At 65.4% G+C, this 15175-nt stretch carries 7 protein-coding genes; 6 read left to right on the top strand and 1 reads right to left on the bottom strand.

What is annotated here, in order from left to right:
• Positions 1-14 precede the first annotated feature (14 nt).
• The 6 genes from BJD12_RS06225 to BJD12_RS06245 all read left to right on the top strand — a co-directional run bounded on the left by BJD12_RS06225 (position 15) and on the right by BJD12_RS06245 (position 12248).
• A complete protein-coding gene (locus BJD12_RS06225) occupies positions 15-2717 on the top strand; it encodes a beta-mannosidase (protein ID WP_005988610.1) in 2703 nt (900 codons plus the stop codon).
• A gap of 159 nt (positions 2718-2876) precedes the next feature.
• Positions 2877-3017 (top strand): hypothetical protein, encoded by a 141-nt coding sequence (locus BJD12_RS24130; RefSeq protein ID WP_155616364.1) that lies wholly within the window; start codon positions 2877-2879, stop codon positions 3015-3017.
• A 4-nt stretch (positions 3018-3021) separates the two neighbouring features.
• Complete coding sequence (locus BJD12_RS06230) at positions 3022-5676, top strand: glycoside hydrolase family 3 C-terminal domain-containing protein (protein ID WP_042827627.1); 2655 nt, start codon at positions 3022-3024, stop codon at positions 5674-5676.
• Between the two features lie 489 nt (positions 5677-6165).
• A complete protein-coding gene (locus tag BJD12_RS06235) occupies positions 6166-7623 on the top strand; it encodes a glycoside hydrolase family 125 protein (RefSeq protein ID WP_005988612.1) in 1458 nt (485 codons plus the stop codon).
• Between the two features lie 135 nt (positions 7624-7758).
• Positions 7759-10101 (top strand): GH92 family glycosyl hydrolase, encoded by a 2343-nt coding sequence (locus tag BJD12_RS06240; protein WP_005988613.1) that lies wholly within the window; start codon positions 7759-7761, stop codon positions 10099-10101.
• A 311-nt stretch (positions 10102-10412) separates the two neighbouring features.
• Positions 10413-12248, top strand: coding sequence for a glycoside hydrolase family 35 protein (locus BJD12_RS06245; RefSeq protein WP_042827628.1), 1836 nt, complete (start codon positions 10413-10415; stop codon positions 12246-12248).
• Between the two features lie 24 nt (positions 12249-12272).
• On the opposite strand, the gene xopK is transcribed toward BJD12_RS06245, so the two are convergent.
• Positions 12273-14972: a type III secretion system effector XopK gene (xopK, locus tag BJD12_RS06250; protein ID WP_228861307.1), complete on the bottom strand. Its 2700-nt coding sequence runs from the start codon at positions 14970-14972 to the stop codon at positions 12273-12275.
• Positions 14973-15175: the final 203 nt, after the last annotated feature.

The following is a 15175-nucleotide window of genomic DNA, read 5'->3' on the forward strand; positions in this document are numbered from 1 at the left end:
AAGGAGACTCACCCATGCCCCTGTCGCACCGCACGGCCCCCGCACTGTCCCTGCTCACACCCGCACGTCTCGGGCTTGCCCTGACCTTTGCACTTTCGCAGGCCTGGGCGGCACCGCCGACGGCAGTGACCCTGGACAGCGGCTGGCAGGTGCGCCTGGTACCGGGGCAGGAGCAGGCCAAGACCTATCCCAAGGTCGCCAGCTGGATGCCGGCGCAGGTGCCGGGCGTGGTGCAGACCGATCTGATCGCCGCCAAGGTGGTGCCGGACCCGTTCCTGCGCGACAACGAGGGCAAGATCCAGTGGGCCGGCCTGAGCGATTGGCAGTACCAGACCCGCTTCAACGTGGATGCGGCCACGCTCAAGCGCGAGCACGTGGAGCTGGTGTTCGACGGCCTGGACACGCTGGCCGAGGTCACCCTCAACGGCAAGAAGCTGCTCAGCGCCGACAACATGTTCCGGCAATGGCGGGTGGACGCCAAGCCGCTGCTCAAGCGCGGCGACAACGTGCTGGAAATCAAATTCTTCTCGCCGATCAAGAAGATCCAGCCGTGGCTGGCCAAGCAACCGTATGCGCTGCCGGGCGCCTACGATTCGGCATTCGGCGACGAGCCCGATGGCCGCCACAGCTCCACCTATGTGCGCAAGGCGCCGTATAGCTACGGCTGGGACTGGGGCCCGCGCATGGTCAACGCCGGCATCTGGAAGGATGTGCGCGTGGAAGCGTGGGATGCGGTGCGCGTGGACGGGCTGCATATCGCCCAACAACGCGTCGACGCCGACAGTGCGCAGTTGCAGGCGCAGCTGGAACTGCAGGCAGGCCGCAGCGGGCCGGTGCAGGTGACGCTGGATGTGCTGGGCCCGGATGGGCAGAAGGTAGGCCAGTTCGCCCAGGACGCAGTGGTCGACCCGGGCCAGAACCGCATCGACCTGGCGGTGCGCATCGCCAAGCCCAAGCGCTGGTTTCCGGCCGGCTACGGCGCGCAGGACCGCTACACGTTCGTGGCCAGCGTGCGCGACGCCGATGGCGACAGCCAGCAGATCAAGCGCGTCACCGGCCTGCGTTCTGTGGAGCTGCGTCGCGAAAAGGACAAGTGGGGCAAGAGCATGGAGATCGTGATCAACGGTATCCCGATCTTCGCCAAGGGCGCCAACCTGATCCCGCTGGATGCGTTTCCCTCGCGCGTCACCGCCGAGCGCATGCGCAGCACCTTGCAGGACGCGCGCGATGCCAACATGAACATGCTGCGCATGTGGGGTGGCGGGCATTACCAGGACGACCACTTCTACGAGGTGGCCGACGAGCTGGGCATCATGATCTGGCAGGACTTCATGTTCGGTGGCGCAGTGCCGCCGTACGACGTGGAGTTCCGCGAGAACACGCGGCAGGAGGCGATCGAACAGGTCAAGCGGCTGCGCGATCATCCCAGCATCGTGTTGTGGTGCGGCAACAACGAGGTGCAGACCGGCTGGGAAAACTGGGGCGATCGGGTCAAGTTCAAGCAATCGCTGGACCCGGAAGAACGCACCCGTGTCGAACGCGGCATGACCACGCTGTTCGGCACCGTGTTCCGCGAAGTGGTGGCCACCTACGATAGCGACGTACCGTACTGGGCCACCTCGCCGGGCACCGACTTCGACGGTGGCGCCGACCAGGCCAACGACGGCGACATGCATTACTGGAAGGTGTGGGGCGGCCCGGCCCTTCCGGTCACCGAATATCTCAACGTCACCCCGCGCTTCATGTCCGAATACGGCCTGCAGTCGTTCCCGGACATGCGCACCGTGCGCGTGTTTGCCGATGCAGCCGACATGGACCCGGAATCGCCGGTGATGCGCGCGCATCAGAAGTTCGACAAGGGCAACGGCAACAAGCGGCTGATGCTGTACATCCGCCGCGAGTTCGGCGAGCCCAAGGACTTCGAAAGCTTCGTCTACCTGAGCCAACTGATGCAGGCCGAAGGCATCAACCTGGCCGCCTCGCACCTGCGCGCCTCGCGCCCGCAGTCGATGGGCTCGCTGTACTGGCAGCTCAACGATGTGTGGCCGGGCGCATCGTGGTCCAGCGTGGATTACTACGGCCGCTGGAAGGCACTGCAGTACCACGCACGCCGCTTCTACGCGCCGGAGATGATCGCCGCGCTACGCAACGACAAGGGCCAGACCGAGGTGTCGCTGGTCTCCGACCGCACCACCGCCTTGAATGCACGCTGGCGCATGCGGTTGATGGGCATGGATGGCAAGGTGTTGAGCAAGCGTGAGCAGAAGGCCACGGTCAAGCCGCTGAGCAGCCTGCAGGTCGGCAACTTCAGCGACAAGCAATTGTTGGGCAGCGCGGATCCGAAGAAGACCTACGCCGTGTTCCAGTTGCTTGATGGCGACACGCTGCTGTCGCGTGAAGTGGTGTTCTTCGCACCGGCCAAGCAGCTCGCGTTGCCCACCGCAAAGATCGACAGCCAATGGCGCGCCGATGGCGATGGCTACGCACTTACGCTGACCAGCAACACGCTGGCGCGCGAGGTGTGGCTGTCGTTCGGCGACCTGGAGGTGAAGGTGTCCGATAACGCCTTCGACCTGTTGCCGGGCGAGCCGCTGACGCTGCATGTGTCCAGCAAGCTGCCGCTGGCGCAGGTGCAGTCTGCGTTGCAGGTACGCGATTTGGGATCGACGCTGGCAGGCGCTCCGCCGGAGCCGCCGGAGGCAGCGGCAGCGAAATGAGCGGCAGAAAGGCCCTCATCCGCCCTTCGGGCACCTTCTCCCGCCAGGCGGGAGAAGGACGTGATGTCCGGCAATGCATGCCCTTGTTCTCACGCGCATTGCCTCGCCCGCGTTGGGCACCTTCTCCCGCTCGCGGGAGAAGGTGCCCCGCAGGGGCGGATGAGGGCCCGCTGCAGTACCAGCAACACCCGTTACACCAATGGCGCGCATGACACCGCCGCGCCGGAACCCAAGCTCGCCGCAGCCACTGCGGCAACACCAGAACAACGCCGGGCGGATCTTTCCGCTGCGCAGGAGTGAATCGATGTCTTCCGTGTTTGTCTCGCGTCTTGCCATGGCACTGGGCCTTTGCCTGCCCTGTATCGCATTCGCCGCGCCCGCCGACCGCAGCGGCACGCCCGAACAGCGTGCCGCTGCATTGGTGGCGCAAATGAGCCGCGACGAAAAAGTGGCGCAGGCCATGAACGATGCGCCGGCCATTCCACGTTTGGACATCCCTGCCTACGAATGGTGGAGCGAAGGCCTGCACGGCATCGCGCGCAATGGCTACGCCACGGTGTTTCCGCAGGCGATCGGCCTGGCCGCCAGCTGGAATACCGCGTTGATGCAGCAGGTGGGCACGGTGGTGTCGACCGAGGCGCGCGCCAAGTTCAACCAGGCCGGTGGCCCGGGCAAGGACCACAAGCGCTACGCGGGCCTGACCATCTGGTCGCCCAATATCAATATCTTCCGCGACCCGCGTTGGGGCCGTGGCATGGAGACCTACGGCGAGGATCCCTTCCTCACCGGGCAGCTGGCAGTGGGCTTCATTCGCGGCCTGCAAGGCGATGATCTGAACCATCCACGCACGATTGCCACGCCCAAGCACATCGCCGTACACAGCGGCCCGGAGCCAGGTCGGCATGGTTTCGATGTGGATGTGTCGCCGCGCGATATGGAAGCGACCTACACGCCCGCCTTCCGCGCGGCACTGGTCGATGGACAGGCCTGGTCGGTGATGTGCGCCTACAACTCCCTGCATGGCACACCGGCGTGTGCGGCCGATTGGCTGCTCAATGGCCGCGTGCGTGGCGACTGGGGCTTCAAGGGCTTTGTGGTGTCCGACTGCGATGCGGTGGACGATATGACCCAGTTCCACTATTTCCGCCCGGACAATGCCGGCTCGTCGGCTGCAGCGCTCAAGGCCGGCCACGATCTCAATTGCGGGCATGCCTATCGCGAACTCGGCACCGCCATCGAACGCGGCGAAGTGGACGAAGCCCTGCTCGATCAATCGCTGGTGCGGCTGTTCGCCGCCCGCTACCGCCTGGGCGAGCTGGAAGCCCCACGCAAGGACCCGTACGCGCGGCTCGGCGCCAAGGACGTGGACAATGCGGCGCACCGTGCGCTGGCCTTGCAGGCGGCTGCCGAGTCGATCGTGCTGCTGAAAAACACCGCCACTACCTTGCCCTTGAAAGCCGGCACGCGGCTGGCGGTGATCGGCCCCAATGCCGATGCATTGGCCGCGCTGGAAGCCAACTATCAGGGTACCTCCGCCACACCGATCACTCCGCTGCTCGGCCTGCGCCAGCACTTCGGTGCGCAGCAGGTGCGCTACGCGCAAGGCGCGCCGCTGGCCGCCGGCGTGCCGGGCATGATTCCGGAAACTGCGTTACGCAGCGACGGCAAGCCGGGCTTGCGTGGCGAATATTTCGACAACGTCGACATGACCGGTACTGCGCGCGTGGTGCGGCAGGACCGTACCGTCAGCTTCAACTGGGATCAGGTCAGCCCGGCCAAGGGCGTGCCGGCCGACCGCTACGCGGTGCGCTGGAGCGGCGAACTGCTGCCGCCAGGCGCCGGCGACTACACATTGGCGGTGCGCGTGGCGCGCTGCTTCGATTGCACCGGGCATGATCCGGTGCGGCTCTACATCGACGACAAGCTGGTGGTTGCCGGCAATGCCGAAGACAAGCACGTGCCGGCCGGCATGCACAACGCCGATGGCCGCAGCGTGGAAACCGTGCTGCATTTCGACGACACCCGCCCACGCAAGATCCGCCTGGAAATGGAACATCGCGGTCAGGACCAGGGCGTGCGCCTGGAATGGTTGGCACCGCCCGCCGCGCAACTGGCAGAAGCCGAGCAGGCGGTGGCGCAGTCCGATGCCGTGGTCGCCTTCGTCGGTTTATCGCCGGATGTGGAAGGCGAGGAACTGCGCATCGATGTGCCCGGCTTCGACGGTGGCGACCGGAACGACATCGCCCTGCCCGCCCCACAGCAAGCCTTGCTGGAGCGTGCCAAGGCGTCCGGGAAGCCGCTGGTGGTGGTGTTGATGAGCGGCAGCGCAGTGGCGTTGAACTGGGCCAAGGCCAACGCCGATGCAATCGTGGCGGCGTGGTATCCGGGCCAGTCCGGCGGCACTGCCATCGCGCGCGCACTGGCTGGCGACGACAACCCCGGCGGGCGCCTGCCGGTAACGTTCTACCGCTCCACCAAGGACCTGCCGGCGTACGTCAGCTACGACATGAAGGGCCGCACCTACCGCTACTTCAAGGGCGAGCCGCTGTTTCCGTTCGGCTATGGGTTGAGCTACACCAGCTTTGCCTACGACGCACCGCGCCTGTCCACCAGAACGCTGCAAGCCGGCAATCCGCTGCAGGTGACCACCACGGTGCGCAATACCGGCAGCCGCGCCGGCGATGAAGTGGCGCAGGTGTATCTGCAGTATCCGGACCGCCCGCAATCGCCGCTGCGCAGCCTGGTCGGCTTTCAACGCGTGCACCTCAAGCCCGGCGAACAACGCGAGCTCACCTTTACGCTGGACGCGCGTGCACTCAGCGATGTGGACCGCAGCGGCCAGCGCGCGGTGGAAGCCGGCGAGTACCGCGTGTTCGTCGGCGGTGGACAACCCGGCACCGGAGCACCGGGCGATGCAGCGGCATTGACGATACAGGGGCGCTCGCCGCTGCCCAAGTAATGCATCGGCGCCTTGCCGCAGCCAGACGCCAGCAATGCATGCCGGCGTTTGGCTGGACAAGGCGCATCAGCGAAACCAGGCAACGCGTCGATCGCCCAATCGACCGTTGTGCACGGCTTGCGCAAGGGTCTCCTCGGCGGGGCATGTGCACGATTACGCCCGCCGGCGCTCGCAGGATCCATTGAAGCCCTGTGCCCCGTGCCGCGGGAGTGAATCGATCGGACCTGCGGGTCGACACCCGGCGCACGGCGCCCTCCATGGGTGCACCCGACGCGGAGCAGCCCCTTCGCCAGACCGATGCACGGCCCAGGCGGGCACGCAGACGGCAACAAATTGTGCGGGCGCACTATGCAGTTTCGACGCACACGTTGTATGGTCATCGGGAATTGGTCATGCATAGGTCTCATCGCCCAGGCTGCCGTCTCGCAGCTGCCAGCGCAGGGAGGACCGTCGTGCGATCGCAGATTGAAACCATGGAGTCCTGAGGTCATGCATACCCGCCGCGACATCCTTCAGCTGCTCGGCGCCGGTGCCGGCCTGCTGGCCAGCGCCCTGCCCGCGTTTGCGGCCGCGCCTGCTGCCGGCGCGTCCACGGCCGGTGGCGCCTTCGTCAGCAAGCGCCCGCCCAAAGCCCAGCGCCGCTTCGTGAGCAAGGCGGTCGAGCAGCAGATCGTGCAGATCAAGGCGCAGATCGCCGACCCGGAACTGGCCTGGCTGTTTGAAAACTGCTACCCCAACACGCTCGACACCACGGTGGAAACCGGCACCCGTAACGGCAAGCCGGACACCTTCGTCATCACCGGCGACATCCATGCGATGTGGCTGCGCGATTCGTCCGCACAGGTGCACCCGTACGTGCCGCTGGCCAAGCGCGACCCCGCGTTGCGGCGCATGTTCCACGGCCTGATCCAGCGCCAGGCCGCCTGCATCAAGCTCGATCCGTACGCCAACGCCTTCCTGCCCGATGGCCAGACCCAGCGCCTGAAGTGGTCGCTCAACGACATCACCGAGATGAAGCCCGGTGTGGGCGAGCGCAAGTGGGAAATCGACTCGCTGTGCTACCCCATCCGCATCGCGCACGAATACTGGCGCGCCACCGGCGATGCCGCACCGTTCGACGATGACTGGCGCGAGGCGATGCACGTGGTGGTGCGCACCTTCCGCGAGCAGCAGCGCAAGGACAACCGCGGCCCGTACGTGTTCCAGCGCCCCTCGCCGCTGGCCACCGAAACGCTGGTATTGGAAGGCTACGGCCAGCCGACCAAACCCAACGGCATGATCCACTCGATGTTCCGCCCGTCCGACGATGCCTGCGTGTTTCCGCTGTTCGTGCCGGCCAACCTGTTCGCGGTGGCCTCGTTACGCCAGTTGGCGGCGATGAGCACCGCGTTGCATCGCGACGCCGCGTTTGCTGCCGAGTGCACCGCATTGGCCGATGAAGTGGAAACCGCAACCCGGCAGTTCGGCCAACTACGCGACAGCGACGGACAAGCGTACTGGGCCTTCGAAGTGGACGGCTTCGGCAATCAGTTGTTCATCGACGACGCCAACGCCCCCGGCCTGCTCAGCCTGGCGTACCTGGGCTGCTGCGACCGCCGCGACCCGGTATTCCTGCGCACGCGCCAGCTGGCCTGGAGCGAGCGCAACCCGTATTTCTCGCGCGGCACCGCTGCCGAAGGCGTGGGCAGCCCGCACAGCGGCATGGGCACCATCTGGCCGATGTCCATCGTGCAATACGCGCTGGTCAGCGACGACGACGCGCAGCTGCGCCAGTGCCTGCAGTGGCTCAAGACCACCCACGCCGGCACCGGCTTCATGCACGAGGCGTTCGACAAGGACACCCCCAGCACGTTCACCCGCGACTGGTTCGCCTGGGCCAACACCTTGTTCGGCGAGCTGATCATCGACCTGCACCATCGCAAACCCCAACTGCTGCGTAGTAGCTGATTGCCCGAAACGCCAGGTCCTGCTTTCCAGGCGAACGACACGGCACTTGATCTTCCCTTCTCTCGCCGGGAGAGGGTGCCCGACAGGCGGATTAGGGTGCCCCGGCATCGGCCCGCAAACTCCGAGACCAGACACATGGCAACACGACGCGGTTTTCTCCAAGGCGCCATCGCCGCAGCATTGTTTGGCAGCGTGGGCCTGCCTGGCCTGGCGCGTGCGCGCGCCGGCAATTACGCACTACCGGCCGATGCACGCACGCGCGCCGACCTCACCCGGCATGTGGATGTCTTCATCGGCACCGGCGGTCATGGCCATACGTTCCCCGGCGCCACGCTGCCGTTCGGCATGGTGCAGCTGAGCCCGGACACCTACAACGCGGTGTGGGATTCGTGCTCGGGCTATCACGAGTCTGATGGCTCGATCATGGGCTTTTCGCACACCCATCTCTCCGGCACCGGCATTGGTGACATGCTGGATTTCCTGCTGGTACCGGCCACCGGCGAAGTCAAGCTGGTACCCGGCCCGCTGGATGATCCCGATGCCGGCTACCGCTCGCGTTACGACCATAGCGATGAAGCCGCCTCGCCCGGCTATTACCGCGTGCGTCTGAAGGACAGCGGCGTACATGCCGAGCTCACCGCCACCGCGCGTGCGGGCCTGCACCGTTACCACTTCCCCAAGGGCAAGCCGGCGCACGTGTTGCTCGACCTGTGTCACGGCATGCAGGACAAACCGGGCATTGCCACCCGCGTCAGCGATGCACAGCTGCGCGTGGTCGACGCGCAAACCCTCACCGGCGGGCGCCGCGTCTACCAGTGGGCCAAGGGGCGCTACATCTACTTCGCCATGCGCATGTCGCGGCCGTTCGCACGCGTGCAGCTGTACAACGAAGACCAGCCGCTGGCAGCCGACAGCCGCAGTGGCGATGGCACGCATCTCAAGGCCGCGCTGCACTTCCCCGACGCCGCCGATGCGCCGCTGCTGATCAAGGTCGGCATTTCCGCGGTCAGCGCCGACAACGCGCTGGCCAACCTCGACGCAGAGCTACCGAACTTCGACTTCGCGCGCGTGCATGCACAAGCGGTGGCAACCTGGGAAAAGGAACTGGGCCGCGTGCGTATCGACAGCGATGACGATGCGCAGCGCCGCATCTTCTATACCGGGCTGTATCACAGCCTGTTGGCGCCGACGCTGTTCAGCGACGTGGACAACCGTTACCGCGGCATGGACCTGCAGATCCACACCGCACCCACCGGCTACCACAACTACAGCACCTACTCGTTGTGGGACACCTATCGCGCCGCGCATCCGCTGCTCACCCTGGTGCAGCCCGAGCGCGTGCCCGACCTGGTGCAATGCCTGGTCCGCGGCGCCAACGAATGCCCGGATGGCGTGGGCATCTGGCCGCTGCAAGGCGTGGAAACCGGCTGCATGATCGGCTACCACTCCGCGGTGGTGCTCGCCGAAGCGCACGCCAAGGGCTTTACCGGCATCGACTACAAGGCCGCATGGCCGGCCTACCGCAAACGCGCGATGGACGACACCAGCCACGGGCTGGCGTATTACCGCACGCTCGGCTACATCCCCGCCGACAAGGTGGACGAAGCGGTCAGCCGCACCCTCGAATACGCCTACGACGACTGGGCCTGCGCGCACCTGGCGCAGGCCGCCGGCGCCAACGACGATGCACGCGCACTGCGCGCACGCTCGCGCAACTACCGCAACGTGTTCAACCGCGACAGCGGCTTCGTGCAGGCACGCCTGGAAGACGGCAGCTGGGCCACGCCGTTTGACCCGCGCGGCATGGGCCATATCGCCAAATGGCGCGACTTCACCGAATCCAACGCCTGGCAGGCCACCTTCCTCAACCAGCACGATCTGTACGGCTACATGGAGTTGTATGGCGGCAGCGACGGGTTCGTCGCCAAGCTGGACGAACTGTTTTCCACCAGCTCCGAACTGCCGGCCGATGCACCGCCGGATATCGACGGCCTGGTCGGCCAGTACGCGCACGGCAACGAGCCCAGCCATCACGTGGCCTATCTGTTCGCCTACGCGGGCCAACCGTATAAAACCCAGGCGATGGTGCGCCGCTTGCTGCGCGAGCAGTACCACGACGCGCGCAACGGCCTGTCCGGCAACGAAGACTGCGGGCAGATGAGCGCGTGGTTCGTGCTGAGCGCGCTAGGGCTGTATGCGGTGGACCCGGTCAGCGGCAACTACATCGTCGGCAGCCCGTTGTTCAAGCGCGCGGAACTCGATGTCGGCACCGGCCGTACGCTGCGCATCGTGGCCAAGGACAACAGCGCGCAGAACGTCTATGTGCAGTCGCTGACCTTCAATGGCAAATCGCTCACCCGTGCCTGGCTACGTCACACCGAGCTGGCTGCCGGCGGCACGCTGGAATTTGCAATGGGGCCCACGCCGAATCCGGCTTTTGGCGCAGACAAGAAGGATCTGCCACCGTCGTTCGCGTAATGCCAGTGCGTCGCTTGCCCGAGCGACGCGTTCGGTTCTTGCTGCGCGAATGGGGAACGCCCTTCCCCGCTTACGCAAACAGGGATCGCTTGTTGATCCGCCAGTGGACGTTGCTATCTCTTTCCGCAGGCGGGGATTGCTCTTCCTTCTCCCACAAGCGGCCGCCGCGCTTTCCTTCTCCCGCAAGCGGGCAGTGCTCCTCCTTCTCCCGCAAGCGGGAGAAGGTGCCCGCAGGGCGGATGAGGGCAGAACACAAACACCGGCGCCTGCCATCCACCCGCACCACCGGCTCCACCTACATCGAGACCCTCATGCTGCGTACCACTCTTGCTCCCCTGGTTCTGGCCCTGGCGCTCGCGCTGCCCGCCGCTGCCGCCACGTCCGATTCCTGGCCCACCTTCGGCACCCAGGGCACGCAGTTCGTGCGCGACGGCAAGCCGTATCAGATCTTGTCCGGCGCCATCCATTTTCAGCGCATTCCACGCGCGTACTGGAAGGACCGCCTGCAGAAGGCACGTGCGCTCGGCTTGAACACGGTGGAAACCTACGTGTTCTGGAACCTGGTCGAACCGCAGCAAGGCCAGTTCGATTTCTCCGCCAACAACGACGTCGCCGCCTTCGTCAGGGAGGCCGCCGCGCAAGGCCTCAACGTGATCCTGCGCCCCGGCCCCTACGCCTGCGCCGAATGGGAAGCCGGCGGGTATCCGGCGTGGCTGTTCGGAAAGGACAACATCCGCGTACGTAGCCGCGACCCGCGCTTTCTGGCCGCCAGCCAGGCCTACCTGGATGCGGTGGCAAAACAGGTGCAACCGCTGCTCAACCACAACGGCGGCCCGATCATCGCGGTGCAGGTGGAGAACGAATACGGCTCATACGACGACGACCACGCTTACATGGCCGACAACCGCGCCATGTTCGTCAAGGCAGGCTTCGACAAGGCGCTGCTGTTCACCTCCGACGGTGCCGACATGCTTGCCAACGGCACGCTACCCGGCACCCTGGCAGTGGTGAATTTTGCGCCAGGCGAAGCCAAGAGCGCGTTCGACAAGCTGATCAAGTTCCGCCCCGAGCAACCGCGCATGGTCGGTGAATACTGGGCCGGCTGGTTCGATCATTGGGGCACGCCGCACGCCAGCACCGATGCCAAGCAACAGACCGAAGAACTGGAATGGATCCTGCGCCAGGGCCATTCGGCCAATCTCTACATGTTCATCGGCGGCACCAGCTTCGGCTTCATGAATGGCGCCAATTTCCAGGGCAATCCCAGCGACCATTACGCACCGCAGACCACCAGCTACGATTACGACGCCATCCTCGACGAAGCCGGTCATCCCACGCCCAAGTTCGCGCTGATGCGCGATGCCATTGCCCGCGTTACCGGCACGCAGCCGCCCGCGTTGCCGGCACCGATCGCGATGGCCGCACTACCGGACACCCAACTGCGCGAGTCCGCATCGCTATGGGACAACCTGCCCGCCCCGATCGCCATCGACACCCCGCAGCCGATGGAGCACTTCGGCCAGGACTACGGCTACATCCTCTACCGCACCACCATCACGGGTCCGCGCAAGGGGTCGCTGTATCTGGGCGAGGTGCGCGATGTAGCACGCGTCTATGTCGATCAGAAGCCGGTCGGTAGCGTCGAACGCCGGCTGCAGCAGGTCGCCACCGACGTGGACATTCCGGCTGGCCAACACACCCTGGATGTCCTGGTCGAAAACAGCGGCCGCATCAACTACGGCCCGCGCATGGCCGATGGCCGCGCCGGCCTGGTCGACCCGGTGTTGCTGGGCAACCAACAGCTCACCGGCTGGCAGGCCTTCCCGCTGCCGATGCGCTCACCCGACAGCCTCCGCGGCTGGACCCGCAAGGCCGTTCAAGGCCCTGCGTTCCACCGCGGCAACCTGCGCATCGGCACCCCCACCGACACCTATCTGGACATGCGCGCCTTCGGCAAAGGCATCGCCTGGGCCAACGGCGTGAATCTGGGCCGCCACTGGTCCATCGGCCCGCAGGCTGCGCTGTATTTCCCGGCGCCGTTCCAGCGCAAGGGCGATAACAGCGTGGTGGTGTTCGACCTGGACAGCGTAGCGGCGCCACGCGTGTCGGGCCTGCGTCAGCAAGTCTGGGTCCAACCGTCGAAGTGAAGCCTGATGCGTGCGCGCCGCATGTCAATCCGATGATCGGGCCACGGCAGTGACTGTGGCACTGGTGGCGCGCTCACGGATGTGCGCTGCCTGCACCTCGGTCTGCAGCAAGGTGCCACGCATGTCCGTAGCGTGCTTCCGGGCCTGCTTCATGCAGAAATGTGCAAAACCCGCACTGCCCGGGCGGGCAGTCACTGCATTGGATGTCAGCACGCCGACCAAGCGCTGTTGCAACCTTGGCATTCTGCTCATTGCAAAGCGGTTTTTCCTAGCGTCCGAACTGGCTGCCTCTTCTGCCGCCATACTCAGCTCCTCCAGCATCAGGTTGATGGTGCGCAGCTGCATTTCGTCGCGTTCGCGCGTTTCCTGCAACTGCGCAATTAGGCTTGCCGATGCATGCTCAGCGGCGGCGGCGTGCATTGGCTCTGCGGCAGAGGCCGCAGCACTGCGAATCGTCTGTACCGGCAAATGTGGACGCATCTTGAGTTTGGCGGCAAGGTACGTTTGCTGCATTTCAAGGCAGCATTGCATGTAGTCGATCTGCGGTTTGAGCGATGCGGGCGCCTGCAGCCACTGCTCAAGCGCTGTCTCGGTCAGCGTGTCGGAATGTTTTGCATAGCTCCGCGCAGCTTTCTTTCCGGCCTGCCGTGCCTTCCCGGTCAGCATTGCGCGCCCGTAGGTGGCCGCTGCAAACAGCGTTGCATTGACGCGCTTGCTGAGTGAGGCGCCCGGCGCCGCTTCACGTGCCGCCGCACGCTCTTCGTTGGAACGCGGCGTGCTGCGGTAACGTTTATTCGTACCGTCGGCGCAGGTCTGCAACAGCGTTTCCAGCGCCTTTTCCTGGCCGTCGACACAGGCAAACAGCGCGCTGCGTAATTCAAATCCATGCTGTGCAACGGCGGCAGCCCTCGCGTTGGCGACCGAGGCACCGGCAACAGTGGATGCATCGTCCGCGATATCCATTCGGTCGGCGGCCGCCCCATCGACGATGGTCGGTTCACCATGGTCATGCACTGTAGAACTGCCAGCGCGTTCGGCGATGGTGTCTACTGCAATGCCTTCGGCTGCGCCGCGATCTGTCGCAACCCGCTGTGACGCGACCTGCTGCCCGTCACGCACTAGGCCCTGCGGATTGCGACGCTTGAGGTCTGGATACGCTGGCGCGGGCGCATCGGGTGTGTGCAGAAGATCTGCTACTGCAAGCAGTGTCCGGTCCACGCCGGACATGTCTTCGTCCTGGTACCTGCGATAGCGCTTCTGCTTGCCGTGCGCTAGTAGGAATTGATGCCCGCCGATTCCCATCGTGGCTGCGCCCAACAGGCCGGCACCGACGATCAATCCGGTGCCCACCGGCCCGGTCACGGCGGCGGCACCAAGCAGCACCGCCACGCCGACTCCGGCCTTGGTCAGGGTACTGGCCGTGTAGGTGGCGCCGCCGACCACGAACGCCTTGTTCCAGTCATTGAAACTGCCGGCGAAGCCGCTGCGCTGGGCCAGTTTGACGCTCAGAAAGTGCTGGTAACGTTGCGCGCCTGGGCTCAGGTCACCAGGCTCAAGGCGCTGTAGGAAGTCTGTGACGCGTGCCATATCGACAACCACGCGGGTTTTCTCTTTGCGCGATTGGCGCAGGAACGTGGCCCCCAGGGCGGTGGCCGCCACGCTTGCCAGCGGCGCAAGCACGAACGTGCCGGCAATGCCGGCAACCGACGCAGCGCCTGCAGCCGCGGCGCTGTGGCTGATCAAACCTGCGGCATTGGTGCTGTTGGCGCCGATCGCAAGCCCACCTTCGATGGCGATCTCGCTGGCTGCCTTGGTAAAGATCACGCTGGCTGACCCCATCGAAGTCACAGCAATGGCGCCGTCGCGTGCATTGCGCTGCTGCTGATAGGTAACCGTCTCGATTGCCTCGTCCAGCGCATGCATGTGTGCGCTCGCAACGACTGCATATGGGCTGGTTTCCATTGCCGGTGCGAGCGCCTCCCGCTCTGCCTGGAGTTGGCGTTCGCGTCGTCGCAATGTACTGCGCTGCTCGGCGACTTCGCGGGTCTCCTTGTAAGCGGCATAGATCGCAAGGCTTGACAGCGGTAGCATGACGCCGCTGATGCCCAGAGTCATTGCCAGCTCGAACGTCCCTCCCGGCGCACCCTCCTCGGCCAGTGTATGCAGGACGCTTTCCTTGGCTGCATGACCGACGGCGTGCGGATCTTCCGCATGCACCGCACCGGCAGTGGACGTGGTGTGCTGCCCGTCCAGCGTCGGCAGCTGATCGGAAGACGAGTGTTCGGGCGCTCCTGTCGGCGCCGAACCCTGCCAATGGTGCCCGGCCTCCGGCAGCGGCGCATGATCGGCCGGAGGATGCTCGGGCGGATGCGTGGATTGCTCGGCTTCCGGCGCGTGCTCTGGTTCGCCACGCTTCGGGATTTCATTGAGCAGCTCGGCGGTCTTGTCTGCGGTGCCGTGCAGGGGATCGGCAAGATATTTGGCCACGACGAATGCGTCGTAAAGCGCCTCCACCTCCTGGATTTCGGCATTGGCATCTCCGCCATGATGTCGCCTTGGGGCTGCGTCGGCGCTGGAGCGTCGCTGGAATCGCCGCCCCAGCAACCCTTTCAAACCCAGCGGCCAGCCTTGATCAGCTGCCGCCGCTTGCGAGGGAACCGGTGTTTCGGTGGTCGAGGGCTCGAGCGAATGCGCAGCACGTCCAGCGGGTTGATGGATACGCATGAGCAAGCACCAATGGCTGTAGTGCGGCGATGGTGCGCCCGTCTTTCCCGGCAATCTGTAGTGCCACGAAAGCGCTGTTCTCGAAACGAACCATCGAGCCGGACCCAGCACGGCCAGTCAGTGAGGAGATAGACGATGCCATCGTGGGCTGGATCACGCAAAAGGCCATCGTGCAACACGTGATTCAGACCGCACACATCGTG

Source organism: Xanthomonas vesicatoria ATCC 35937, assembly GCF_001908725.1.
In the GTDB taxonomy this organism is placed as follows: Bacteria; Pseudomonadota; Gammaproteobacteria; order Xanthomonadales; family Xanthomonadaceae; genus Xanthomonas; species Xanthomonas vesicatoria.

Bases quoted from the DNA above. Each gene is read 5' to 3' on its own strand.
- BJD12_RS06225 (WP_005988610.1), top strand. From the start codon at position 15: ATGCCCCTGTCGCACCGCACGGCCCCCGCACTGTCCCTGCTCACACCC.
- BJD12_RS24130 (WP_155616364.1), top strand. From the start codon at position 2,877: ATGAGGGCCCGCTGCAGTACCAGCAACACCCGTTACACCAATGGCGCG.
- BJD12_RS06230 (WP_042827627.1), top strand. From the start codon at position 3,022: ATGTCTTCCGTGTTTGTCTCGCGTCTTGCCATGGCACTGGGCCTTTGC.
- BJD12_RS06235 (WP_005988612.1), top strand. From the start codon at position 6,166: ATGCATACCCGCCGCGACATCCTTCAGCTGCTCGGCGCCGGTGCCGGC.
- BJD12_RS06240 (WP_005988613.1), top strand. From the start codon at position 7,759: ATGGCAACACGACGCGGTTTTCTCCAAGGCGCCATCGCCGCAGCATTG.
- BJD12_RS06245 (WP_042827628.1), top strand. From the start codon at position 10,413: ATGCTGCGTACCACTCTTGCTCCCCTGGTTCTGGCCCTGGCGCTCGCG.
- xopK (WP_228861307.1), bottom strand. From the start codon at position 14,972: ATGCGTATCCATCAACCCGCTGGACGTGCTGCGCATTCGCTCGAGCCC.